Genomic DNA, 23716 nt, shown 5'->3' with positions numbered 1-23716 from the left:
GTAAAAGCAGTCCATCGAACAAACGCCGTCGAAGGTCAGTCGCGGAAGGCCATGCTGTAGGTTTTATGTCGACATCAGCCTTGCGGGCGCTCGCTGGTGGTCGCGACGCTATCTGCAACGGAATTGTTTTCGCGCAGCTTGGCACTGCGCCGCAAAAGCCCCGACAGGAACACGCCTGCCAGATAGCCGATTTCCATGAGCATGAGGATGGCGATAGCGGAGAGCATGGCCGCGATCACGGAAGACCCGCCGGCAAAAGCCACGCCGCCGAAGCCGATTGCCACCAGGATTGCAAAAATCGCGAAAGCCCAGGCGCGGATGGAAGCCCCGGCAGCGATCGAAATCACGGCTGCCCCGAGCGTGGTGATCAACATGACAATCCCCCTTCCCTCCGCATTCCGACAAGGGTCCCGGCACCAATCGCCGCACCGCGAAACAACATGTCGAAACATAGCCTTATGACAGGCAAGGCACTCTTCATGGTGAACATCTCAACAATGAAACATACAAAAGCCGCCGAAAGCCAGACACCGATTCAGCACCAGCGCACTGGATGCTGGCCTATATATACCGAACGGGGCCTTCATATGACAGACCCGTCGGCTCAATTCACAAAGGTTCCCTCGCCTCGCAAAGACAACACCGGTTTATTTGCATTGCGTACAATCGGAAAGGTGATGACATGAACAACCAGTGCGTCGTCTACGTCACGGATGTCGAGTATTCATTTCCGACCATTCTCTCGGCGCTTCAGGCTCGCAAATTCGCAAGCCCTGCGACCGACGTCTGCGTTCTGATGTCGGAACATCTCGACAATTTCGAAGAGCTGAAAGCCCTGCTCGCAAGGAGTGGGGTCATATTGACCGATGCCACCGAAGCGCTGCAGGACTCGCTCGGCAAGCTCGACAGTTCGCATTTCCAGGGACGCATCAGCGTCAGCACGATGGCCAAGCTGGTCCTTTGCGAGATCCTGCCTTCCAACTATACCCAGATCATCTACCTCGATGGGGATACCCAGATCGTCAGCGATCTCGGTGCATTCGAAAGTGCCGCTGTGCCCGAGGGCAGGTTTTTCGCGGCGCGCGATTACACGGCGATCCATGACTTCCTCGACACCGGAAAGGACAGCCACTATTTCAACGCAGGCGTCCTGAAATTCCATCGCAACGGCTGGATCGGGCAGGAGGCGCTTGATCTTTTTGCTAAAAATCCCGAGGCTTGCGAGGGCAAACACGATCAGGGTGCATTAAATTATGTCTGCGGTTCATCGCTGATCCTGGTATCGAACCGCTGGAACTTTCCCAAACAATTCCTTCATCTGGTGAACATGTCCTCCTTGTCGATCGTCCATTATATGGCGCATCCGAAGCCATGGCATGGAACCTTCTTTCCCTGGACCGATAAAGAAAGCCAAGTGTACGTCGACCTGCGCAAAGCACACCCGATTTACAACTCGCTATATCGCGGAATAAGCTTCGATCGTAAGATGCTCTATAAATATCGATCGATACGGGCGCGTATCGAACACGCGATTGAGAAAGACGAATCCAATCCTCGGGTCCAGAGCCTGCTGGTTGGCGATTACGCCGTATGATGATGTATTGTTGGTACGAGCTGAGTGTCCGCGTGACTGAACTCAGCGTCGCCGACCGAGCCGTGGATTTGCAGACGGAAGCGCAAACTATTCATCCATTCATTCCAGGAATGGATAATGTTCAGGACAGAATATGAGTTATAGGGCTTCCGCCGCCAGTATCTCGCATTACGTAAAAGCCCGTCTGCGCCGGTCGCTCAAGGCTCGGCAGGTTCGCTACGACCTGCTGCGCAACGGGCTCAAGCAGGCGCGCCACGTCGTCATCTGCGTCATCCGTGACGAGGGGCACCGGTTGGCCTTCTTCCTTCAGTATTATCGCGATCTCGGCTTCGAGCATTTCATCTGTATTGACAACGGCTCGACCGACGGCACGGCCGAGTTGCTGTCCGGCTTCGACGATGTCTCCCTTCTTTCGGCTCACGGTTCCTACAAGGCGGCGAGGTTCGGAAACGACTGGATCAACGAAGTCATCAACCGCCACTGCCGGGAGAAGTGGGTCCTGTATGTCGATGCAGACGAGTTCCTGGTCTATCCGCATTGCGACACACGGCCGATCGATCAATTGACTTCCTATATCGATTCCATGGGCGGCCATTCCCTCCGTTCGGTCATGATCGACATGTACAGCCCGCATCCCGTTCTCGAAAACATATGCGAACCCGGTCGCAACCCGCTCGAGGTCTGCAATCTCTTCGACCGCTCCGGCTATGTGGCGCATTTCGACAAACGCAACCGGACGATATGGATCAAGGGCGGCATTCGCGGGCGCGTCTATTTCCACGACCGGCTCTGGGACGGCCCCGCGCTGAACAAAATACCCCTTGTCTATGTGGCGGGTGAACGTCTGTTTCTCAAATCGTCACACCAGGTCTGGCCGCTCTCCCTGAATTTAGGCGACATGCGCGGAGCGCTCGGCGTATCCGGCGCCCTTCTGCATTTCAAGTTCCTGTCGACCTTCGTGCACAAGGTCGCCGATGCGGCACACCGGTCCCAACATACGGAAGAATATACCGTATACTCCTCAGGCAAGGACATGGATGACTTCGTCTATGACGATACGGGCACTTACAGAAGCTGGAAGGACCTGTCCGATCACGGGCTCATACAGGGTGAAGGCTGGAAATATTGGAGGAATGCTTCCGAGAGCGAAGTCTAAGTATGCATGCCGTCCCAAAATGCGCAGCGATTTTGGGACGAGATGCATGAAGACAAGTGCTAAGACGCCAACCTGATCCTTCAGCCTGCTTCGTCTGACTATCAACTCGCACTGTCATCAAACACAAAACCCGCCGGCGGCGGGTTCTGTCGAGGCTTTCTGCCGTTCCGTTTTTTATCGCGGCAACGACCTCAGCCGAGACCCGCCCCCTCGGCATAAGCCTCCAGCGCCTTCCGATTGAGAATGCGGATTTTGCCCTGTGTTCCGTCGACCACTTTGCTCTCGCGCAAGCGCCGCAGGCATTGGTTGACCTTTTCACGCGACGCCGGCAGTGTCGCGGCCAGCTCGTGCTGGGAGATGATCAGCTCGTCGCCGCTATTTTGCGCATCCATTCTGTAGAGGGCAGAAAGACGCAGCAGCGTTCGGGCAAGTCTCTGCCTTAGACTCGATCCGGCATTGGAAATGATCCGCAGTTCGAGTTCGGAAACACGCGCCAGCGCCTTCGACAGAATCTTCACCTGAAATTGCGGATCGTTCGCACACAGGTCCCGCAGCAACCGACCGTCGAAGTAATGCAGTTCGCAATCCGACGAGGCCCGATATTCCAGGCTGAGAGACTGCTTGCGGAGCACCTCCAATTCGCCGATCAAGCCACCTTTCGGAACAATTTCCACGATGAACTCTCGTCCATCGGCAAGCGGGGTGCTTGCGCTTACCATTCCGCGCTGTACGCGGGCGAACACGTCGAGGACGACGCCGGCGCCGGCAATAATCTCACCGCGGCGAAACTTTCGAACACTCGAGCGGTAAAACGGGAACTCGTGATCCAAATCCGCCCTGCCGTCGTAAACAATACCTGCAGACCCGCAAGTAACCGCTTCGCTTATTCGCGCCGCGCTTCTTCTAGTCCTGTTGTCCCTGGTGCTAATCGCCCCGTCCATACGCGCAACTCCACGCAGACTAACTGATCTATTGTCTTGAGCGACATTCGTAATACGTTAAATTAGAAAGTCAAATAATAATAAAATAAAAATGTCGTATTTAAACTATACATAAAATATGAAGGCTCCTCACGTTTATATATAATAAAATTCATATTGAAATCTATCGCAGACAATTCTTTTGGCCTGTATGACGATTTTTATACAATTTATGACAATTGTCTATATATAGAATACCTCCGCCAAAACATAATAAAAACATTACAGCTTTAAAATAACTAAATAACATTACTGTTGTACGCTCAGAAACAAAGGTAATATTCTAAATATTAGCAAGAATTTCTTTAGTGTATAAATAATTTATTCATAATTATGACCTCGGTCACAGACATCAAACTTGCATTAAAACAAAGCTTTGATTGTGATTTCTGGAATTCGTCTAACGGAGACACGGGTGGCGGGAAAAAATCAGGGTATCAACCCAACCGGACCTTGGCGGGATTTCGACAGGGCTCGACAGGAAAGGCGTCCATTCAATTCGTCACAACCCCGTCTGATCAGCAGAATTCTGAAGCGCGCATTGGACATCATCATTGCGGCAAGTTTCTTATTTTTTCTGTCGCCACTCCTCCTGTCGGCGGCAGTCATCGTCACGCTAAGCGATTGGGGCCCTGTTTTCAATTCCCATCGCAGGATCGGTTATAAGGGAAAAGAGTTTGGTTGCCTCAAGTTTCGGACGACAGGATCCGACGCAGCGACCGACGCGCACGTCACGGTCGTCGGCGATATTTTGAGGCGATCTAGCCTCGACAAGCTTCCGCAATTGATCAACGTGTTGCTGGGTCAAATGAGCCTCGTCGGGCCTCGCGCCATTACCAAAGAAGAGCTGCCGCGTTACGGTGAACATGCCTATGCCTACATGGCCGTCCGTCCCGGCCTGACTGGCCATTGGCAAACCAGCGCGCACAACGACGTCAGCGATCCGAATGGAATTTCCCTCGACGTCGAATATTTGTCCAAATGGACGCTCAGGCTGGATTTCGTGATCATGGCAAAAACGCTGTCGGCGCTGCTTTCCCGGCACGCGTTGCTGCCCAAAGTCGATTCCTAAAGCATGTCGCGTAAAACTGTGTTGCGGTTTTGCGATAAAGACGTGCGCAAACCAAAGACCAAGGCGCGGCAAGCGAACCTAAAATATTGCGACGCGCTTTAGACACACTGAGATAGCGCAACCGAGCGTCCTGCCACCTCGGTCATGTCATTACCCATGAGGGCGTTTGCCCGTGAGATGGGAGCGCTCAGTAATGGAGTTCTTTTTCCGACGCTTTTGAATATGCCACAAGGAGAAAGCGAATAGACCCGCCAGATAGCATATCTCCATCAATACAAGCACTTCGACGCAAGAAACGATCGCCTCCGTCAAGGAGGAACCTTTCAGCAGGATCACGCCGCCCAAGGCCGTGACCACCAGAAATGCAAAGATTGCAAAGGCCGAGGCGCGAATGGTCGCTCCGGCGGCGATAGAGACGGCAACCACGACGAGCGTGCTCTTCAGCATTATTCTGATCCTCTCTTCACACCTCCTTCAAGCCACCGTCAGCCCTCGATGACATGACAAAAACCCAAAGTCGAAACGAAGTCCGATTAAAGTATTTTACCTATTGCGGTTAAAATATTGCTAATAGCAGCCCAGCAAATCGACGGAACAACGCCGGAGAATATTCGACTATTCATCCAGCGGGGCCGCTCTACCGATTAAACCCAAGAAATCCTTGGATATTGCGGTCAGAAAGATTTAGGTATCTGAGGCTTATACAGGAGCCGATAATGCAGCTGTGGCGTTCTCTCGCCGAGCTGAACACTCATTTGATATTCCTGAAAAGATGAATTTGGCCATAGGCTTACGCTCGAGCGCATATGCGCCTGGCAACGAACGGGCTTATGCTCATCCGGCGCGTAACATCGACCGCATCAAGGTTGCGTAGCAGCCTACGGAAACACGGCCCATCGACAGATCCGGATACTTGTCCGAGGTGATCGGTCAGGCAACAACGAAACAGGGCCGCCGCTATGGCGAGCCCTGCTGATGTCCTTGCCGGTTGAGCACCTGAATGGAATTGCCAGCCTCGAGGCCGATATCGACAAACCTATTTCGAGACCGCGCTGGCCAGTTGCCGTTTTACGCCGCGTTGGAGACTGAGGTTTTCCAGCCAGGTGACTTGTTTCCTCAATTTCAACGCCGGCTTTTCGATGAATCTCCACGAGAAGGCGGCAAAGCAAGCGGCAACAATGCTGCAGACGATGCCGTTCAACCACCAGTTATGCGCCCAGGGGCCGAGCGCTACGAACGCCTGTTGGATCGGATAGCCATAGAGGAAGACGCCGTAGGAGTAGTCGGCCCCACGCAGAACGCCGAGCTTGCGGGGCGAGGTAAGACCAAGGAAGACCGTGACATATCCCATGGCCGGAATGGCAATGAAGTCCCCAAAGGAGGTGAACCAGTAGGCCCACAAAATCATTGCCACAGAGGCGAGGAAAATTCGGATATCCCAAAGAACCTTGTCCTTGTAGAGATGGAAGGTCACCCCCACAAGAAAAGCACAAATGAGCAGATTGCCCGACGCGGTCGTCGGCATGGTTGCCCAATCGCTTCCATGTTTCCAATATCTTGCAATACCGAAGGCTATGATCAACGCCGGCGTGGCGATAAGGGCAATCACCCGCCGCCTGACCACGCCGAGCAGGAAGAGCACGGCGATCACGGCATAGCACTCAAGCTCGAAGGGCACCGTCCAGAGCTGCCCGTTCACCATTGCGGCGTCAGGATTATCAAGGAATACCCCGGGTAGATTGAAGTGAATGTGCCCTGTGACATTCATCAGATATGTAAAGAACTGAGGATCGGTGAAATAGTCACGCAGGTCATACTCTGTATAGATCGCTCCGAGTATAAAGGCAGCCAGCAACACTTCTACCGCGAGAGCGGGATAGATCCGGATAAATCGATTGCCGAGAAAAGAGATCAATGTCTTCGATCGTTCGAGACTGCCAGCCACCAGAAACCCGCTCAGGACAAAGAACATGGGCAGAACTGACTTGATGACAGGGCGGAAGGGTGACTCCCAGAGAAACAGATCATCGCCATAGGTGACGCGAGCCGTGTGTATCCAAAGCACTGAAAAGGCTAACAGTAATCGCATATAGTCGAATCCTGTCGGTCGCCCGTTCGCTAGATCAAGCTTTTCGCCGAGAACCATCTGTGCCCCTTTCAGAAGTATTGACTCGATTTGGAATGGCAAGCCGTTGCCGCAGAGCGGCGGCGACATCATTGCCGGGTCGGGGCCGCGTGTCAGTGACCACAGGTACATCAGGTAAAAATTGAACGAGAGAGCAGCCCTCTCCCGAAGACACGTCTCTGACCATCAACCCATGGCCCTGTGCTTCCCGAGGGCGATGCGACGGTCGGAGTTGGAATCCAGGTGATCGGGCGGCGGATTGGATGAGGAGACTATGAAATTTCTGGCCACCCTGTTTTGTATTGTTCTCGCCCTTATCGGATTGGGGCTGATCGGAGGCGGCGCCTGGCTGCTGCGCCTCGGCGGCTCGCCCTATTACGCCATCGTCGGGCTTGCCTATCTGGTTGCCGCGCTTCTGCTGTGGCGCCGGAAGACGCCAGGCGGGCTCATCGTCCTGCTTGTCGCCGTTTTCACCCTTCCCTGGGCGCTATGGGAGTCGGGTCTCAATTTCTGGGCGCTGTTTGCTCGCTTGATGTCCCCTATCGCGCTGGCGGGCTTTGCTCTTCTCTTTGCACCGTCGCTTTCCCCGGCCGCCAACCGGAAGCTCTCTTATGGCGGCGCCTTGGTGACCGCTCTCATCTTTGTCGCCGGTTTCGGTCTCAGCTTCGTGCCGCATGGGATCATCCGCCCCTCCGCCGACATCACCGCCTATAAAACCGCCAAGGGCGACAACTCTCCCTCCGATTGGACATCCTATGGCCGCACCACGGCAGGCGATCGTTATTCCCCATTCGATCAGATCAACCGCGGCAATGTTTCCAAGCTCGATCTTGCCTGGACATATCGCACTGGAAAAGGCGATGGCGCCGATCAGAACACACCGCTGCAGATCGGCGACACGGTCTACACTTGCACGCCGACAGATGTGATCGCAGCGCTCGATGCAGATACCGGCAAACCCCGCTGGACTTTCGATCCCAAGGCGACGGCGCCTTATTGGCAACGCTGCCGCGGCCTCGGTTACTACAAGATGCCGACGGAAGCCCAGTCCGCCGATGGTCTTTGCAATGAGCGCATGGTACAGACGACGATCGATGCCCGTCTCCTGGCGATCGACAGCAAGACGGGCGCGCCCTGCAAGGACTTCGGAGACAACGGCACCGTCCAGCTTTCCCAGGGCATGGGCGAAGTCAAGACGGGCTATTATTTCCAGACATCGGCGCCACTGATTGCCCGCAACCTGATCGTCGTCGGAGGCTGGGTCACAGACAATCAGGAGGTCGGCGAACCCTCTGGCGTCATCCGTGCGTTCAACGTCGTCACCGGCGAACTCGAATGGGCATGGGATCTCGGCAACCCGGAGATCACCAAACTCCCGCCGGAGGGCCAGACTTATACGCGGGCCACGCCCAACATGTGGACGACGGCCGCATTCGACGACAAGCTTGGCCTCATCTATGCACCGCTCGGCAATACCACGCCGGATTATTACGGCGTCAATCGCCCTGCCTTCGCCGATCAATACAATGCGACATTGGTGGCACTCGATGTGACGACGGGTCGGGAGAAATGGAAATTCCAGACCGTCCATCACGATATCTGGGACTATGATCTGCCGGCCCAACCGGTCCTGGTCGACCTGCCTGACGGCAATGGCGCCACTGTGCCTGCTCTGCTGCAGACCACCAAACGCGGGCAGCTTTTTCTCCTCGACCGCCGAACCGGCACACCGCTTGCCGAAGTTCAGGAGAAGCCGGTGCCGCAGCAAGGCGGCGTGCCGGAAGAGAAACTCTCCCCGACGCAGCCCTACTCCGTCGGCATGCCGACGATCGGTGCGGAGCGCGTGACGGAGCAGACGGCCTGGGGCCTGACGATGTTCGATCAGCTGGCATGCCGCATCGCCTTCCGCAAGATGCGCTACGACGGCGATTTCACCCCGATCGGCACGCAATATGCGATCCAGCAGCCGGGAAATCTGGGTGGCCTCAATTGGGGAAGTGTATCGGTCGATCTGCCCAACCACAGGGTCTTCATGAACGATATCCGCGTCCCCAGTCTCTTCACACTCATTCCGCGCGCCGAATACGTCGACTTTGCTCTGACCACAACGGCACACGGCCCCTCCGCCCCGCAGCGCGGTACGCCTTACGCCATGGCCACCGAGATGTGGACATCGAGGCTCCGCGTTCCCTGCACCCAACCACCCTTCGGCACTGTCACTGCAGTCGATCTGAAGACGCGCAAGATCGCGTGGCAGATTCCGGCCGGCACAGCCGAAGAACTCGGGCCGTTCAAGATCAAAACCAAGCTGCCTATGCCGATGGGCCTGCCAAGCTATGCCGGCACTTCGGCGACCGCAGGCGGAATCGTCTTCTTCGCCGGCTTCCAGGACTATTATATCCGCGCCTATGACGCCGAGAACGGTGCCGAGCTCTGGAGATATCCCCTGCCGGTTGGCTCGAGCGCAACGCCCATGACCTACGTCTCACCGAAGACAGGCAAGCAATATGTCCTGATATCGGTTGGCGGCGCACCCTATTCGAAGGATGTCGGCGATTACGTCCTTGCCTTCTCTCTGAAAGACGGAGCTTAGCCGCGGATATCGCGTAAGCCTCACCGACCATCTTCAAATCCAAGCAACCCGCCACCGGACCGCTTCTCAGCGAAGGCAATCGGATTTGGCGGCGTTGCCGGTCACACTGTGTTATTTTGATCCGACGAGGAATTGGGACTTACGAGCGTGACGCGAAAACTGGCGGCGATCCTGGTCGCAGATGTGGTCGGCTACAGCCGTCTCGCCGGTGCGGACGAGGATCGCATCCTGGCGCGGCTGAGAACGTTGCGCAGCGACCTGATCGATCCGACCATTGCCGTGCACAATGGCCGTGTCGTCAAGCGTACCGGTGACGGAAGCCTCATCGAGTTTCGCAGCGTTGTGGACGCCGTGCGCTGTGCGATCGAAGTGCAGACCGCCATGGTCGAGCGCAATATCGGCGTGTCGCCCGAACATCGCATCGAGTTCCGGGTGGGGATCCATCTGGGAGATGTGGTCGAAGAGAATGACGGCGACTTGATGGGCGACGGCGTCAATATCGCTGCGCGGTTGGAGGGAATTGCCAAGCCTGGCGCCATCTGTCTTTCCGAAGACGCCTACCGCCAGGTGAAAGCGCGGCTTGATCTTGCCGTGACCGATCTCGGCAAAATTGAGCTCAAGAATATCGCTGAACCGATGCAGGTCTATTCGCTTCAGATCGGAACTCCGCGGCCGAACCCGGCACCACAGGTGCGGTCCGCAATCGAAATGCCGTCAGTTCCGGCCGTTCCCGACAAACCCTCCATCGCCGTACTGGCGTTCAACAACATGAGCGGCGATGCCGAACAGGAGTATTTCTCCGACGGTATCAGCGAGGACATCATCACCGATCTCTCGAAGCTGTCCGAGCTGCACGTGATCGCCCGCAACTCATCCTTCGTCTACAAGAATGTAACAGCCTCCGTGCCTGAGATGGCCAAGGCGCTCGGCGTCCGCTATGTCCTAGAAGGCAGCGTGCGCAAGGCCGGCAACCGTGTGCGTGTCACCGCCCAATTGATCGACGCGAGCAATGGCGGACATATCTGGGCCAGCCGGTTTGATCGCGACCTCACCGACATTTTCGCAGTTCAGGATGAGCTCACGCAGGAGATCGTGGCCGCGCTCAGGCTGAACCTCACGCATGGCGACCAGGATCGATTAGCCCAAGGGCGCGCACTCAATGTCGACGCTTACGAGTTGTTATTACGTGGCCGCGAGCAGGCGTCGGCCCATACTCGAACCGGAAACAGAGCCGCCCGCAGCCTGGCGGCCGACGCCCTCGCCATCGATCCGCAATATGCGGCCGCCCAGGCACTCATTTCCTTCACCCACGTGCTCGACTACGTCAACGCCTGGAGCACCGATCCGGAAAGCTCGCTGCGGATCGGGATGGATCTCGCGCAGCAGGCCGTTGAAATGGCCGAGGAACAGCCCAACGGCCGCTTCGCACTGGGCATGGCCTGCATGTGGAACCGGGAACTGGACCGGGCGCGGGCAGAAGTGCAGCAGGGCCTCACGCTTTCCCCCAACTCCGCAGATCTCCTGATACTGCTGGCCCATATCCAGATATTCTCCGGCGATCCTGCCGGCGCCCTGGAAACACTCGATGCATCGATGCGGCTCGACCCGCACCATCCGGAAATTCTCTTCCAATTTCGCGCCGATGCGCACTTTTCTCTCGGCGAATATGAACAAGCGATTGTCGCGATCGAGCAGCGGCTCCAGCAAAACTCCCAGTCGGAGACCGCCTACGCCCTGCTTGCCTCATGCTATGGGCACCTCGGCCGGCCGGAGGAGAGCCGGCAGGCCTGGGAGAGGGCCCTCCGGATCAATCCTGATTTTTCTGTCGAGCGCCGCCGGCGGGTCCTTCCATTTCGAAACCCCGAGGATTTTGACCGCCGCGCGGAAGGACTTCGTAAGGCAGGACTTACCGTGGCGGATCTTGGCCTGTGCTGAGAAGAGCAGCTGTCGAGCCGATACCGCGAACAGCTCGTTCTATGACGGACGCGTGCACGCGGGCTGGCGACCGCTTCCTCAGCCCGCCGGTCGCAAACGTCTATCGTGACCACCGTGCAATGATTTCGTCGGTATTTGCCAGCACCTTGCGGACTGCGTTGCGCGCCATGTTCGGTCGCTGCAATCGGATGTTTTTCTCAATATTTTCGTGAAGTTTCAGCGCATATCGCAAATTGTCTTCCTCCCGCGTGACATGGGCGAAGAGGTGGTTCAGCGCCGATTCGATCAAGACGCCGAGCGGCACCAGCAGGTCATTTCCGGAGGCGCGTAAGATCGCGATGTGAAATCGCGTATCGGATTCTGTCCGCTGCTGGAGCGATGTCGCCTGGTCCATGTCACGCAGGGCCTGGCTGATCGCGTTCATTTGCTCCTCAGTTCGCCGCTCCGCAGCAAGCGCGGTCGCTTCCGGCTCGATCATATGCCTGAGTTCTTGCACGGCCCTCAGAAAGGATTCGCGATCGGGAGATGCGGCATACCAGCCCAGGACATCCCGATCCAGCAGGTTCCAGCGCTCCCTGGGTTCGACCCAACTGCCGATTTTCGGGCGGGAAGAAAGCAGGCCCTTGGCCATCAACATCTTGATCGCCTCGCGCACCGCCGATCGGCTGACGTCAAAGACTTCCGACCATTTTGCCTCATTTGGCAGGATCGTACCGGGCGGATAGTCGCCGCGCACGATTCGCAGACCGATCTCGCCTGCCAAAGACACATGAACACTCGCCCCAGTCATGCGGGGAGAATTTGGGCGCCTTGTGGTGGCCGAACGGTCAACCATCACCACCTCGACCGCAGCCGTTGGCTTTCCCGATTTTTTGTCAGGCATTTATTTCTACTGCCTCAGCATTCTTTCGACTGTCTGCACGTATGATCAAAACAATCGTAATAACGAGGAAGTCGCCTGCGATTGACGCCGGCACAAAGCGCGGAATTCAGGGCGCGTCAAGCCCAGCGGATCTCTCGATCCGTCTCGTGAGGACAGTCGGCGCACCCTTGAACCGGGTGCGCCAAACCGTGAACCTACTTTTGAATGCAGGTGTCGACTGTATCCTTTGTGCACTCATCGAGCCCGGTGAAGACCGGATCTTCAACCGGCTTGCCGGCAATCAAATCCATCATCACCGAAGGTGCCTTGTAGCCCATCTCGAATGGCCGCTGGCCGACGAGCGCAGTCACGAGGCCTTCCCTTGCAATGGCCACCTCGTCGCCGATCGTGTCGGCCGCACCAATGACAAAATCGTTGCTGGCGATCTTGTCGGCCATCGGTTTGAACAGGTCGCGATAGGGTTGCGGCGCACCGAACAATGGCCAGCCACCCATAATGCCGAAAGCGTCCAGGTCGGGATTGGCCGCGAGAATATCGGTCATTGCCTGAACACCCTTGGCACCATCGTCATTGGTGAACACCGGGCAACCGGCGACCTCGGTCCAACCACCCTCGCCTTTCAGAGCGGTGAGGCCTTTCTGACCAGTGAGCGTGTCGCGCATGCCTTGGGCGCGGCGTAGAATGTTGTCTGCGCCCGGATTGCCTTCAATCGTGCAGATCTTGCCGCCATTCGGCTTGGCCTTCTTGATGTACTCCCCGATGCGGGCGCCCATCAGGTAATTGTCCGTGCCAAGATAGGTCTTGCGCAAGGCTGCATCCTCGGCGGCAAGATCGGCATCGAGTGTCATCACCGGAACCGTCGGATTGGCGGTCTTCAAAGTCTGGGCGATGAGCTTTGCATTTGACGGCGAAATTGCGATTGCAGCCGTGTCTGCCTTGCCCAACATATCCTGAACGATCTGCGCTTCACCGGCTTCATCGGATGTCGATGCCGGACCGGTGTAGAAGCATTCGTATTCCGAAGTGGGGTTCTCCTTGTTCCATTTCTGGCAACCTTGATTGATTGCTTCGAAGAACGGATTGTCGAGGCCTTTGACGACGATGACGAGTTGCTTCTTCGCCAACGCCTGTCCGGCGGTGAGTGCTAAGACTGCGGCTGCAAGTAGTAATGCCTTCCTCATAGTTTCCTCCCTTGAAACAGACGGACACCACGTGCCCGCCACACGAAATCAACCCGGATACCACACGATGCGAGGCTCCTCCTTCGAACGCTCGTATTGCCAGGCCGAGTCGATAAGCATTTCGAGATCGTAGTTTGGCTGCCAATCCAGCAGGTATTTCGCCTTGCTGTTGTCCATCCAATTGGAATGGAAGCGGCTCGGTATCTCGACAGAGCCGAGATTGTGCGTGCGCAAGAGATAGGCGGCGACTTCAGCATAGTCGACGGGGCGATCCATGCAGATATTGAAGAGCTGCCGCTCCGCCCGCGGATTGTCGATCGCTGCCAATATTGCCGATACAAGGTCGTCGACATGGACGAAATTGCGCTTCAGTGCACGTCCGTCGGCATCCAAGAGCAGCGGCACCGTACCCATCGCCGCATAGCGCCGTGCCGCGTCTTCCGGAACGAGCGTCTTCCAGTCCGGACCGCCAAAGACGTCGTCTCCAAAAGACAGCGAATACTTGAAATCGTCCTTCTCCATGATCCAGGGCGCGCGTAGACAACAGCCATTGAGGCCGTATTGAATGCCAAACTGCTCCAGCATGACCTCTTCCAGAACCTTGGAGAGCGCATAACTTCCCGGATAAGCACAATGAGGAGCGTTCTCGGTGATCGGGCCATTGTGGCGATAGTGGAAATGCCCGATGCCCGCATCGCCGCCGATCAGGATGAACTGGCGTGCCGTGACGTTCTGACGAAACTCCTCGAGCAGCCAAAAGAGACCCTTGACCGTGACATCCATGATGTCTTCAGGCGTTTCCTTGCATGTGGCGAGATGCACGACATGCGTGACATCAGCCAGCGCCGCTGCCACAACATCGCGATCGGCGATCGAGCCGTGGATGACGTCGACACGGTCGCTCTCGTCGCACACACGGTTATGGCAAAGCGCGCGAATACGGGCTTTGGAAAATCTCGGATCGTCAAGCAGCCCAGCAATGAAGCGCCGCCCGACCTTGCCCGTCGCACCCGTCACAAGGATCAGCATGCTCTCTCTCCCACTGATAGCTAATATCCGGGCGCTATTCTCGTCAAATGATATTTGTCTGACAAAACGGATTTTTGCGACAATAAAGCCGATAACCCGGACAATCAGTTGACGCTGCCGCAGGGTTTTGCGTAAATGATCCTGATCGCTTTTCCAGGGAGGACATTGGAAAAGCGAACGCGCTCAAGCCTCGCGTCGAAGATAAGCACGGTTCGGAGCGATGGATAGCCTGCAAGTTTTGGGAGGCCAGGAGGCTGGTGGCGGTTCTCGAACTCACCAATATTTCCAAACATTTCGGCGCCATCCAGGCAGTCAACGATGTTTCGTTTTCGCTCGAAGCGGGGCAAGTGGTCGGCCTGATGGGCGATAACGGCGCTGGCAAGTCCACATTGGTGAAGATGATCGCCGGCAACTTCCGGCCGAGCGATGGTGCCATGCGCCTCGACGGCGCCGACCTCGTGCTTCATCGGCCGAAGGAAGCGCGTCAGCATGGCATCGAGATCGTTCACCAGGATTTGGCGCTCTGCAACAATCTGACGGCGGCAGCGAACGTGTTCCTCGGACGAGAATTGCGCCGCGGCGTATGGCCGCTTCGCATCCTCGACCACAAGGCCATGTACAAGCGTGCCGGCGAGATATTTCGCGAGCTCAAATCTGAGACGCGGGCGCGCGATCTCGTCAAGCAAATGTCAGGTGGCCAGCGACAAGCGGTCGCGATCGGCCGCACGATGCTGTCTGAAGCGAAAATCGTATTGATGGACGAGCCGACCGCAGCCATTTCCGTACGCCAGGTGGCTGAGGTTCTGAATCTGATCCGCCAATTGCGGGACCGGGGCATTGTCGTTGTCCTGATCAGTCACCGCATGCCCGACGTCTTCTCGGTCGCCGACCGCGTGATCGTGATGCGGCGGGGCAGAAAAGTGGCCGACAAGCAGATTGCGGCAAGTTCGCCGGAGGAAGTGACGGGACTGATCACCGGCGCCATCGAACAGGTGTGATCGATGCTGTCCGTTGCAACAGGAAAGAAGAAGGTCGACGATGGCGGTTACACTTGACCAGACGATCGGACAGAAGCAACGGAGCTGGCTTGCAACCATCATGGGCGGCCAGACATTCTGGGTTCTGATTGCGGTCATTCTCGCCTGCATTTTTCTGTCGACGGCGACGGACTCCTTTGCGACGGCGAAGAACATCTACAACATCACCCGCAACGTCACGTTTGTCGCCATTATCGCGCTCGGCATGACGCTGGTCATCATCACCGGCGGCATCGATTTGTCAGTCGGCTCCGTGCTTTGCCTGTGCAGCATGGTGCTGGCGGTCGTCATGCACGCGGGATACAGTATTGAAGTCGGCATCGCCGCCTCAATCGGCACTGCTCTTCTGGTCGGTGCTTTCAACGGCGTATTGATTGCCTATCTCGGCTTCCCGCCTTTCGTCGTCACACTCGGCATGTTGTCGATTGCGCGCAGCCTGGCGATGGTTGCGTCCAACAACACGGTCGTTTTCCAGTTCGGACCGGATCACGATAAGCTCCTGGCGCTCGGTGGCGGCGCCTGGGTTTTCGGCATCGCCAATCCAGTGCTTTACATGGTCGTGCTGGCACTTATTACCGGTTTCGTGCTGCGCTGGACCAAGTTCGGCCGCTATGTTTTTGCCATCGGCGGCAATGAGCACGCCGCGACACTGACCGGCGTTCCCGTGCCAAGGATCAAGGTCATCGTCTATATGATTTCGGCCTTGTCGGCGGGAGTGGCCGGCATCATTCAAACCGGCTGGCTCGGCGCCGTCACCACAAACATCGGCGCCGGGATGGAACTTCAGGTCATTGCCGCCGCAGTTATCGGCGGCGCCAATCTGGCCGGCGGCGTCGGCACCGCCTTCGGAGCCTTGGTCGGCGCCGCGCTCATTGAGATCATCCGCAATAGTCTTGGTCTGCTCGGCATCAACGCATTCTGGCAAGGATGCTTTATCGGCGGGGCAATCGTGCTCGCCGTGCTTTTCGACCGACTTCGCAACTTGCGACAGGGCGACGAATAGACGTATCCGGTCCTGTTACACGTTTTGGTCTCACCCCGCGCCAAGAGCAGCCGTGTTCTTTATTCTCTGCCCGTTGCCATTGAAAAAGTGCACCTTCGAGACATCGGCGGTGAGCCCTATATGTTTTCCCGCCTTCATGTCACGACCGTCGTGCAGGACGAGGCAATCATGCCCAGCGGGCAACTTGACGTGAAGCAGCGTTACCGCCCCGGTATATTCGCAAAGCCCGACGGTTCCGCGCAGCGTCCCGTCTCGAGGTTCCACGACGATCAGATGCTCCGGCCTTATCCCGATGGTTTCGGCGGCGGTATCCGCTGCCGTTGCGCCTATCAGCAAAGGCGCGATATCTGCCGGGAGCAGATTCATTTTTGGGCTTCCGATGAATTGGGCCACGAAGATATTTGCCGGCCGCTCGTATAGTTCCCGGGGGGAGCCGACCTGCTCGACACGGCCGTCGCGCAGAACCACGATCTTGTCGGCGAGCGTCATCGCTTCGATCTGGTCGTGCGTTACATAGATCATCGTCGTGGAGAGCCGCTTGTGTAGTGCGGCGATTTCAGAGCGCATGTGCACGCGCAACTCTGCATCGAGGTTCGACAGCGGTTCGTCGAACAGGAAGACATCGGGATTTCCGACGATGGCCCGGCCGATCGCGACGCGCTGCCGCTGACCGCCGGAAAGCTCGCGGGGGTAGCGATCGAGCAATGCTTCGAGCTTCAGCGTGGCGCTTGCTTCATCGACGCGCTTCTGACGCTCCGGTGCCGGAACTTTGCGGACCTTCAGCCCGAAACCCATATTGTCCCGGACGGTCAGATGCGGATAAAGGGCATAGGATTGGAAGACCATGGCAACGCCGCGTTTCGAAGCCGGCACTTCGTTGACCACCCGGCCGCCAATCGCAAGTTCACCGCCGCTGAGATATTCCAGCCCCGAAATCAGCCGCAGCAAGGTGGACTTGCCGCAGCCTGACGGACCGACGAATACGACGAACTCGCCCGGATCGATCCTGAGATCGACGCCGCGGATGACCTCGACGGCGCCGAAGCGTTTCTCGATGCCTTTAAGCGATACACTGCTCATGAATGAAAATTCCTCATCCCTTCACGCCTGATAGCGCAAAACTTTCGATGATCTGCCGCTGGGCGATCAGATAGACGATCAGGATCGGCACCACGGCAAGGCTGGTAGCGGCAAGCTGCAGGTTCCACAGCGGCAAGCCATAGCTGTCGTTGAAGTTCGACAAGGCCAAAGGCAGCGTGAACATGTCGAGCGAGCTCAGAAAGATCAGCGGCTCCAGGAACAGGTTCCACGAGAACAGAAAGGTGATGATGGAAACCGCAGCCAGGGCCGGACGCGCCATCGGCAGCGCTATCTTCCACCAAACGCCGAAGCGTGAGAGGCCGTCCATCCTGCCGGCTTCTTCCAGTTCCTTGGGCAGGGCCAGGAAGTACTGGCGCATCAGGAACGTTGCCATCACCCCATGAGGACCGAAGGTGGGCAGCAGGATCAGCGGCCAGTGAGTATCCACCAAACCAAACCAACGTATCAGGAAGAAGTTCGGAATGATCGTCACTTCCTCCGGCACCATGAGCGCCGAGATCAGAAAAAGCATCAGCAGCCCGGCACCGGCAAACCGCATGCGCGCCAGCGCATAGCCGGCCAGGGACGAGATGACGAGGGTGAGCGCCGTCACCACGATCGCGATGTAAAGCGAGTTGAAATACTGCCGCGCGAACGGCTGGTAGGTGAACACTTCGACGAAATTCTGCCAGCGCCAGACGCGCGGAATAAGCGTCGGCGCACCGAATATCTCGGTCACGCTCTTGAAGCCGGCAGACACCATCCAAACGAATGGGAAAACAAAAGGAATGGCGGCGATCAGCAGTGCGATCGTCCAGCAGGTGCGGTAGAGGATCTGGATTTGGCGCTGGGTCACTCCGATCCCTTTCTCCGCAGCATCACCTGCACCAGTGTCAGCGCCATGATCATCACGAACATGATCATCGCGAGCGCCGAGGCATAGCCGACATTGAAGAACTTGAAGCCCTGCTGGTAGATGTAGAAGGCAAGCACCAGCGTGCCGTTTTCCGGGCCGCCACCGGTCATCTGATATATGTGATCGAAGACCTTGAAAGAGCCGATCGTCGTGATGACCATGATGACGAGCGTGGTCGGCGCCAGCAACGGCCAGGTGATCATGCTGAAGATCTGCCGGCGCGAGGCGCCTTCCAGGCGCGCTGCCTCTTCATAGTCCCGCGGGATCGCCTGCAGCGCCGCAATGTAGAGGATCATGTTGAGGCCGACCATCTTGATGACGCGGGTGACGATAACCGCCGCCATGGCCCAGCTCGGTTCACGCAGCCAGTTTGGACCGGTGATCCCGACCAGCGCCAGTACCTGGTTGATGAAACCACCTTCTCCCTGCAGCAGAAATTTCCAGACGATCGCCCAGGCGATGGCCGAGGTGATGACGGGAGCGAAAAACACCGTGCGAAAAAACACGACCCCGAAGAACGGCCGGGAAAGGGCGAGCGCCAAGGCGAGCGCGAGCGCCATGTTGAGCGGCACGAGACCGATCGCGAAAATAACCGAATTGCGTACCACCAGCCAAAAGTCAGGGTTTTCGAGGAGCGCATTCTGAAAATTGGCAAGGCCGACGAAGGTGGCTTGCTGGCTGAGCAGGTTCCATTCGGTCATCGAATAATAGACCACTGCGCAGAGCGGACCGAGGAAGAAGATGAGGAAGCCGATGAAGGTGGGGCTGACAAACAGCCACGCCTCCATCATCTCTCTCATCTTCAACGTCAGCCAGGTCTTTTGGCCGGTTCGAATGGAGTTATGAACGGTATCGGCCATCTTCGTTCTGATCAAAGCAGCGGCTGGATTGCCGCGCAGATGCCCTTGATGGCGGCATCGACATCGGCATCCGGCTTCCACAGGGCATCCACGCGAGGCGCCATGGCGGCAAGGATCTGGGGCGCTTTTTCGTTAGCCGAGACCACCCGGCCCTTTTCTATCGCGGCAGCCACATTCTTCATCATCTCGGGCGGCACGAGCTTGTTGCCGTTGATGAATGCATCGGCCTGCAGAACGCTCTTACGGGCCGGCGGGAAGAACTGCGCCATGGTGGCGACGTTCTCCTTATTGGTCATATGCGCCACGAATTCCGCGGCGATTTCGGTATTCTTGCCTTCGGCGAACACAACAAGACCGGCCTGGCCAATAACGGGTGACTCACCACCTGGGCCGGTGGGCAACGGTGCGATGCCCCACTTGAAGCCGGCTTCCGCCATCTTCGAAGCACGGGAAATCTGGTTGACCGTCATCGCCGAATTGCCGGAGAAGTAATCGCCCTGTTCGCCCGGCGGAACGATGGACTTGTCCTTGAAGACCATGTCATGCAGCTGCTTGACCGCCTTGACGGCTTCTGGCTTGTCGAAGCCGCATTCCTTGTTCGACCAGATGTCGCCGCCATAGGCGCGGATTGGCGGCAGAAGGGCATGGGTCATGCGAGAGGCATAGCCTTCGCCATCCTTGAACTCGAAGCCCCATTTGCCGGGATTGGCTGCCGCGAGCTTCTTGGAGACTTCCTGGAACTTGTCCATGTTCCATTCGCCCTTGGCGGCGAGCGTCAGCGGATCTTCGAGCCCGGCTTTATCGAACATGTCCTTGTTGTAGTAGATCATGAAAGGCGAGGTCGAGAACGGAATGCCGTAGACCGTTTCATCCTTCTGCCACAGGCCCATGGCCGGCTTTGAGAAATCGTCGAAATCATAGCCTTCCGCCGCCTTGAGCGTCGGGCCGAGATCCATCAGAAGATTGGCGTTTTCGAAAGCCGGAGCGGCATCCTCCATCATCCAGGCTACATCGGGAGCATTGCCGCCGGCGATCTGGAAGGTCAGTTTCTGCGTGTAGTCGTTGACCGGCACGGTCTCGAACTTCACGTTGACGTCGGGATGTGTGGCTTTGAAGCTCTCCGCAATGCCATTCAGCATCTTCAGATGAGCCTCGCTCCCGGTCCAGACGGTCATGCGGAGATCCGTCGCGAAGACGGCAGACGTCGATATGCACAATGTCAACGCGGATGCTGCGATACCTGCTAATGCGGCCTTCATGGTTTCCTCCCTTTTTGGTCGTCGGCAATCAGCCTTCACCGACTGAATGCAAACGGCATTCGCCTGGAATTTGGCTGCAAGCTACGGCGGATGGTTCCGCCGCATGATCTCGAAAACCTGCCGCAGGCCGCTCACCCGGCAGCGTGCGGAAGGCTCCCGGGCGCGTCTCCGATCGACCATCCTCCGTCGACCGGGATATTTGCACCCGTAATGTAGCTGGCAGCATCGCTGCACAAAAAGACAAACGCCCCAACCAGGTCCTGCGGCTGGCCCGGCCTGCCTACAGGGATCTTGGCGGCTACCGCTTTGCGGAACGCCGGGTCGCCGTAGCGCGCGGCATTGGCCTCGATCTCGATCGCACCCGGCGAAACCACATTCAGCGTGACGCCGCGATGGCCGATTTCGCGCGCAATCGACCTGATCGCAGTCAACTGCGCCGCCTTTAGCGACGCATAAACAACCGTTTCCGCCCGCGGTCGCACCGCCATGATACTGCCTGTGGCGACGACCCTGCCCCAGCCCCGCTCGGCCATCGGGGGAACCAACTTTGCCGTCAGCGTCAGCAGCGCCGAGAAATTCGATGCCACATGGGCGTTGACATGCGCCTCATCCAATTCCTGCCAGGGCCGCCGACGTTCGATGGCGGCATTGGCAATGAGGATATCGATCGGGCCGTGTGTTTTGAGCACTTCATCGGCAAAAGCCTGCGTCGCACGCCCGTCGGTGAAGTCTGCTTCCAGTACCGGCGCCGTCCCGCCGGTCGCCTGGGCCACCTCACACGCGCCCGTCTCATTACCGAAATGATGCAGGATCAGTTCCGCTCCATGCTCCGCAAGGCCAAGCGCAACAGCCCGACCGATGCCGGAACTGGCACCGGTTACCAGCACGCGCCGGTCTTTCAGTGAGAAGCGCGCGGCGCTCATCACTCGGCATCTTTCAACTTGTCGGCCACCTCGAGCGAGGCAATGTCGGCAGCTTCGAAATGCTGCCTGATTTTTTCCTCGGCGAGATCGGCATCACCAACTGCAATTGCGTCGTAAATCGCCTGATGCCGGTCAATCGTTGCTCGCCAGTCAGCGTCGCTGCGATTGGCGCGACGTGAAAACAATTCCGACACTTCGCGCTGCACGGAACGCATGCTCTCCATGTGCACGCGGATCATGTAATTACCCGTCGTCACGGCAAGACCGAGGTGAAACAGGATGTCGGCGGCGGTAAAGCCGGAAGGCTCCTTCACGGAAGCCAGCATGCCTGCCAAACCCTGCCGCATGATCTCCAGACCTTCCGGATCGCGACGTTCGGCGGCGAGCCGGGCAATTCCCGTCTCGACGACGCGGCGCATTTCATTGGCTTCGCGCAGCCGCTTGAGACTGGAGCGGACCGCGTAGCCGTAGATTTTGTCCATCGATTCGCCGCTCAGCGCCTTGGCCCGGGCAACCTTGCCTTGTTGGGTGAAGATCAGCCCGGCTGCCGTCAGCTGGCGAAGCGCCTCACGGGCGATCGGCTTCGAGACGCCGAACTCCCTGGCGATCTCCCCTTCGGGCGGCAACGGCTCGCCAGGCGAGATGCGTCCATCAAAGAGCGCGGCGGCAATCGCATCGGACACCCCATCCGCCAACCGCGAAGGGTTGGGCGGCTTGGCGGTGAAAACGGGTTTCCTTTCGGGTATTTCACTCATCTCGGTCCTCATATTCATAAAGCTAACATGCAGTTTCCAACTTAGCAACTAGGTTTATCAGTTGCCAAGTCGCCAACATCTGGCTAGGAATAACAGACACGCCCCAAAGCAGCGAGCAAAACCCGGAGCAACAAGCAAAACATTGGGAACGAAAGAGCCGATGGATTCAGTGCAACGTTCGACCGGGCCGGCGATCCTCATTTCAGATGTCGTCGCTCATCCGCTCAGCCAGACGCTGCCCAAACCGACCGTCACGTCCTGGGGCACCTATCACAAGGTCTCGATGGTCCTCATCGAGGTGCGCACCGATGCCGGCATCGTCGGCGTCGGTGAGGTTCTAGCCCGGTTTTCGCCCAAGGCCTATGCGGAACTGATCGAAACCTCTTTAAAGCCACGGCTGATCGGACAGGACGCACGCAACATCGGCGCGCTCTGGCAATCCATGCGGCGCTCGCTGTCAGGCCGCGCCGGCGGCATGCTGATCGAGGCGATCGCAGGCGTCGACATTGCGCTGTGGGACATCATGGGCAAGGCCGCGGGCATGCCGATCGCCAAGCTGCTTGGTGGCATCGGCCGGGAAACGATCGAAGTCTATGCCGCCGCCGTAAACTGGGTCGACGATGCTGAGGCGGATCGGGAACTGGAGCGCTATATCGGCGAGGGATTCTCGCGCATCAAAGTCAAGATGGCCAATCCCGTCAAGGAAGCCTGTCGGCGCATCGAACGGCTGCGCAAGCGCGCCGGCGACGATATCGAACTCTGTGTCGACGCCAACTGGGCCTATGATCTGGACCAGGCGGTCGAAGTCGGCAGGGCACTTTCGGCCAACGGTTACTTCTGGTTCGAGGAGCCGCTGGCGCCGGAAAACGAGCAAGGTTACGAAGAACTTCGCAAACGCTGCGACGTGCCGCTCGCAGCAGGAGAGAGCAACTTTACCGCCGATCAGGCGCAGCGTCTTGTCGCCAACCGCACCCTTTCAATCCTGCAGCCGGATGTCGCCCGTGCCGGCGGCATATCCGAAACACGGCGCATGGCAGACTATGCCGCCCTGCATGATGTGGGCTACGCCCCGCATATCGGCATGTCCGGCATTATCTGCGAGACGGCCAGCGCGCATCTGGCGGCCGCCCTTCCGAATTTCCGGATGATGGAATGCGAATGCGATCTTAGCCCCTTCAAGCGCGACCTGGCCGATCTGGCGCCCGGCTGCCTGCGCCAGAAGAATGGCCAGCTCGACGTGCCGACACGGCCGGGTCTCGGCATCGAAATCGATTGGGACGCCGTCAAACGGCTCCGCGTACAGTGAGGTCAACGCCATAATGACGACATCAGCCC

The 23716-nt window shown here is 57.7% G+C and carries 21 protein-coding genes; 8 read left to right on the top strand and 13 right to left on the bottom strand.

The genetic code is table 11. From position 1 onward, the window contains the following. Positions 1 to 74: 74 nt before the first annotated feature. A complete protein-coding gene (locus V8P77_RS00440; RefSeq protein ID WP_335910155.1) occupies positions 75 to 374 on the bottom strand; it encodes a hypothetical protein in 300 nt (99 codons plus the stop codon). A 308-nt stretch (positions 375 to 682) separates the two neighbouring features. Between V8P77_RS00440 and V8P77_RS00435 the strand changes: the two genes are divergently transcribed. Both V8P77_RS00435 and V8P77_RS00430 read left to right on the top strand, forming a co-directional pair. Beyond that, entirely contained in the window at positions 683 to 1594 is a 912-nt protein-coding gene (locus V8P77_RS00435; protein WP_335910699.1) for a glycosyltransferase family 8 protein, read from the top strand. 133 nt (positions 1595 to 1727) lie between these two features. After that, positions 1728 to 2750 carry a glycosyltransferase family 2 protein gene (locus V8P77_RS00430; protein ID WP_335910154.1) on the top strand — a complete coding sequence of 341 codons (1023 nt, stop codon included), beginning with the start codon at positions 1728 to 1730 and terminating at the stop codon, positions 2748 to 2750. Positions 2751 to 2941: 191 nt separating this feature from the next. Here V8P77_RS00430 and V8P77_RS00425 read toward each other — a convergent pair whose 3' ends face one another. Continuing rightward, positions 2942 to 3691 carry a Crp/Fnr family transcriptional regulator gene (locus tag V8P77_RS00425; RefSeq protein WP_335910153.1) on the bottom strand — a complete coding sequence of 250 codons (750 nt, stop codon included), beginning with the start codon at positions 3689 to 3691 and terminating at the stop codon, positions 2942 to 2944. Positions 3692 to 4145: 454 nt separating this feature from the next. Here V8P77_RS00425 and V8P77_RS00420 point away from each other — a divergent pair, with 454 nt between their 5' ends. Continuing rightward, positions 4146 to 4802 carry a sugar transferase gene (locus tag V8P77_RS00420; RefSeq protein WP_335910152.1) on the top strand — a complete coding sequence of 219 codons (657 nt, stop codon included), beginning with the start codon at positions 4146 to 4148 and terminating at the stop codon, positions 4800 to 4802. 150 nt (positions 4803 to 4952) lie between these two features. On the opposite strand, the gene V8P77_RS00415 is transcribed toward V8P77_RS00420, so the two are convergent. After that, entirely contained in the window at positions 4953 to 5249 is a 297-nt protein-coding gene (locus tag V8P77_RS00415) for a hypothetical protein (RefSeq protein ID WP_335910151.1), read from the bottom strand. A 589-nt stretch (positions 5250 to 5838) separates the two neighbouring features. Then, the gene (locus V8P77_RS00410; protein WP_335910150.1) at positions 5839 to 7059 is read right to left on the bottom strand and encodes an acyltransferase family protein; all 1221 of its coding nucleotides are present in this window, start codon (positions 7057 to 7059) and stop codon (positions 5839 to 5841) included. Positions 7060 to 7201: 142 nt separating this feature from the next. On the opposite strand from V8P77_RS00410, the gene V8P77_RS00405 reads away from it, so the two are divergent. After that, on the top strand, positions 7202 to 9520 hold the full coding sequence (locus tag V8P77_RS00405) for a membrane-bound PQQ-dependent dehydrogenase, glucose/quinate/shikimate family (RefSeq protein WP_335910149.1): 2319 nt from the start codon (positions 7202 to 7204) through the stop codon (positions 9518 to 9520). Between the two features lie 147 nt (positions 9521 to 9667). Next, a complete protein-coding gene (locus V8P77_RS00400; protein ID WP_335910148.1) occupies positions 9668 to 11455 on the top strand; it encodes a tetratricopeptide repeat protein in 1788 nt (595 codons plus the stop codon). Between the two features lie 100 nt (positions 11456 to 11555). Here V8P77_RS00400 and V8P77_RS00395 read toward each other — a convergent pair whose 3' ends face one another. The 3 genes from V8P77_RS00395 to V8P77_RS00385 all read right to left on the bottom strand — a co-directional run bounded on the left by V8P77_RS00395 (position 11556) and on the right by V8P77_RS00385 (position 14548). After that, positions 11556 to 12338: a FadR/GntR family transcriptional regulator gene (locus V8P77_RS00395; RefSeq protein WP_335910147.1), complete on the bottom strand. Its 783-nt coding sequence runs from the start codon at positions 12336 to 12338 to the stop codon at positions 11556 to 11558. 194 nt (positions 12339 to 12532) lie between these two features. Further along, positions 12533 to 13519 (bottom strand): substrate-binding domain-containing protein, encoded by a 987-nt coding sequence (locus V8P77_RS00390; RefSeq protein ID WP_335910698.1) that lies wholly within the window; start codon positions 13517 to 13519, stop codon positions 12533 to 12535. A gap of 48 nt (positions 13520 to 13567) precedes the next feature. Continuing rightward, positions 13568 to 14548, bottom strand: a complete 981-nt coding sequence (locus tag V8P77_RS00385; protein WP_335910146.1) for an NAD-dependent epimerase/dehydratase family protein — start codon at positions 14546 to 14548, stop codon at positions 13568 to 13570. A gap of 257 nt (positions 14549 to 14805) precedes the next feature. Here V8P77_RS00385 and V8P77_RS00380 point away from each other — a divergent pair, with 257 nt between their 5' ends. Both V8P77_RS00380 and V8P77_RS00375 read left to right on the top strand, forming a co-directional pair. Then, entirely contained in the window at positions 14806 to 15546 is a 741-nt protein-coding gene (locus V8P77_RS00380; protein WP_335910145.1) for an ATP-binding cassette domain-containing protein, read from the top strand. Positions 15547 to 15586: 40 nt separating this feature from the next. Beyond that, a complete protein-coding gene (locus V8P77_RS00375; protein ID WP_335910143.1) occupies positions 15587 to 16588 on the top strand; it encodes an ABC transporter permease in 1002 nt (333 codons plus the stop codon). 30 nt (positions 16589 to 16618) lie between these two features. On the opposite strand, the gene V8P77_RS00370 is transcribed toward V8P77_RS00375, so the two are convergent. From V8P77_RS00370 to V8P77_RS00345, 6 genes are all read right to left on the bottom strand, one after another. Continuing rightward, complete coding sequence (locus V8P77_RS00370) at positions 16619 to 17668, bottom strand: ABC transporter ATP-binding protein (RefSeq protein ID WP_335910141.1); 1050 nt, start codon at positions 17666 to 17668, stop codon at positions 16619 to 16621. 13 nt (positions 17669 to 17681) lie between these two features. Next, the gene (locus tag V8P77_RS00365; protein ID WP_335910139.1) at positions 17682 to 18524 is read right to left on the bottom strand and encodes a carbohydrate ABC transporter permease; all 843 of its coding nucleotides are present in this window, start codon (positions 18522 to 18524) and stop codon (positions 17682 to 17684) included. Next, positions 18521 to 19444: a carbohydrate ABC transporter permease gene (locus V8P77_RS00360; RefSeq protein ID WP_129421426.1), complete on the bottom strand. Its 924-nt coding sequence runs from the start codon at positions 19442 to 19444 to the stop codon at positions 18521 to 18523. The genes V8P77_RS00365 and V8P77_RS00360 overlap by 4 nt, the downstream gene beginning before the upstream one ends. Positions 19445 to 19455: 11 nt before the next feature. After that, entirely contained in the window at positions 19456 to 20703 is a 1248-nt protein-coding gene (locus V8P77_RS00355; protein WP_335910136.1) for an ABC transporter substrate-binding protein, read from the bottom strand. A 131-nt stretch (positions 20704 to 20834) separates the two neighbouring features. Beyond that, on the bottom strand, positions 20835 to 21626 hold the full coding sequence (locus V8P77_RS00350) for an SDR family NAD(P)-dependent oxidoreductase (RefSeq protein ID WP_335910135.1): 792 nt from the start codon (positions 21624 to 21626) through the stop codon (positions 20835 to 20837). Then, positions 21626 to 22381: a FadR/GntR family transcriptional regulator gene (locus V8P77_RS00345; protein ID WP_335910134.1), complete on the bottom strand. Its 756-nt coding sequence runs from the start codon at positions 22379 to 22381 to the stop codon at positions 21626 to 21628. The genes V8P77_RS00350 and V8P77_RS00345 overlap by 1 nt, the downstream gene beginning before the upstream one ends. 160 nt (positions 22382 to 22541) lie before the next feature. Between V8P77_RS00345 and V8P77_RS00340 the strand changes: the two genes are divergently transcribed. Beyond that, positions 22542 to 23687 (top strand): mandelate racemase/muconate lactonizing enzyme family protein, encoded by a 1146-nt coding sequence (locus V8P77_RS00340; RefSeq protein WP_335910133.1) that lies wholly within the window; start codon positions 22542 to 22544, stop codon positions 23685 to 23687. The last annotated feature ends 29 nt before the right edge of the window (positions 23688 to 23716 follow it).

Origin of the sequence: Rhizobium aouanii (assembly GCF_037002925.1) — a bacterium.
Classification (GTDB): Bacteria; Pseudomonadota; Alphaproteobacteria; order Rhizobiales; family Rhizobiaceae; genus Rhizobium; species Rhizobium aouanii.
This window is presented reverse-complemented; position numbering and strand designations above follow the sequence as displayed.

Coding starts and splice junctions, on each gene's coding strand:
- V8P77_RS00440 (WP_335910155.1), bottom strand. CDS start 374: ATGTTGATCACCACGCTCGGGGCAGCCGTGATTTCGATCGCTGCCGGG.
- V8P77_RS00435 (WP_335910699.1), top strand. CDS start 683: ATGAACAACCAGTGCGTCGTCTACGTCACGGATGTCGAGTATTCATTT.
- V8P77_RS00430 (WP_335910154.1), top strand. CDS start 1,728: ATGAGTTATAGGGCTTCCGCCGCCAGTATCTCGCATTACGTAAAAGCC.
- V8P77_RS00425 (WP_335910153.1), bottom strand. CDS start 3,691: ATGGACGGGGCGATTAGCACCAGGGACAACAGGACTAGAAGAAGCGCG.
- V8P77_RS00415 (WP_335910151.1), bottom strand. CDS start 5,249: ATGCTGAAGAGCACGCTCGTCGTGGTTGCCGTCTCTATCGCCGCCGGA.
- V8P77_RS00410 (WP_335910150.1), bottom strand. CDS start 7,059: ATGTACCTGTGGTCACTGACACGCGGCCCCGACCCGGCAATGATGTCG.
- V8P77_RS00405 (WP_335910149.1), top strand. CDS start 7,202: ATGAAATTTCTGGCCACCCTGTTTTGTATTGTTCTCGCCCTTATCGGA.
- V8P77_RS00395 (WP_335910147.1), bottom strand. CDS start 12,338: ATGCCTGACAAAAAATCGGGAAAGCCAACGGCTGCGGTCGAGGTGGTG.
- V8P77_RS00390 (WP_335910698.1), bottom strand. CDS start 13,519: ATGAGGAAGGCATTACTACTTGCAGCCGCAGTCTTAGCACTCACCGCC.
- V8P77_RS00385 (WP_335910146.1), bottom strand. CDS start 14,548: ATGCTGATCCTTGTGACGGGTGCGACGGGCAAGGTCGGGCGGCGCTTC.
- V8P77_RS00375 (WP_335910143.1), top strand. CDS start 15,587: ATGGCGGTTACACTTGACCAGACGATCGGACAGAAGCAACGGAGCTGG.
- V8P77_RS00370 (WP_335910141.1), bottom strand. CDS start 17,668: ATGAGCAGTGTATCGCTTAAAGGCATCGAGAAACGCTTCGGCGCCGTC.
- V8P77_RS00360 (WP_129421426.1), bottom strand. CDS start 19,444: ATGGCCGATACCGTTCATAACTCCATTCGAACCGGCCAAAAGACCTGG.
- V8P77_RS00355 (WP_335910136.1), bottom strand. CDS start 20,703: ATGAAGGCCGCATTAGCAGGTATCGCAGCATCCGCGTTGACATTGTGC.
- V8P77_RS00350 (WP_335910135.1), bottom strand. CDS start 21,626: ATGAGCGCCGCGCGCTTCTCACTGAAAGACCGGCGCGTGCTGGTAACC.
- V8P77_RS00345 (WP_335910134.1), bottom strand. CDS start 22,381: ATGAGTGAAATACCCGAAAGGAAACCCGTTTTCACCGCCAAGCCGCCC.
- V8P77_RS00340 (WP_335910133.1), top strand. CDS start 22,542: ATGGATTCAGTGCAACGTTCGACCGGGCCGGCGATCCTCATTTCAGAT.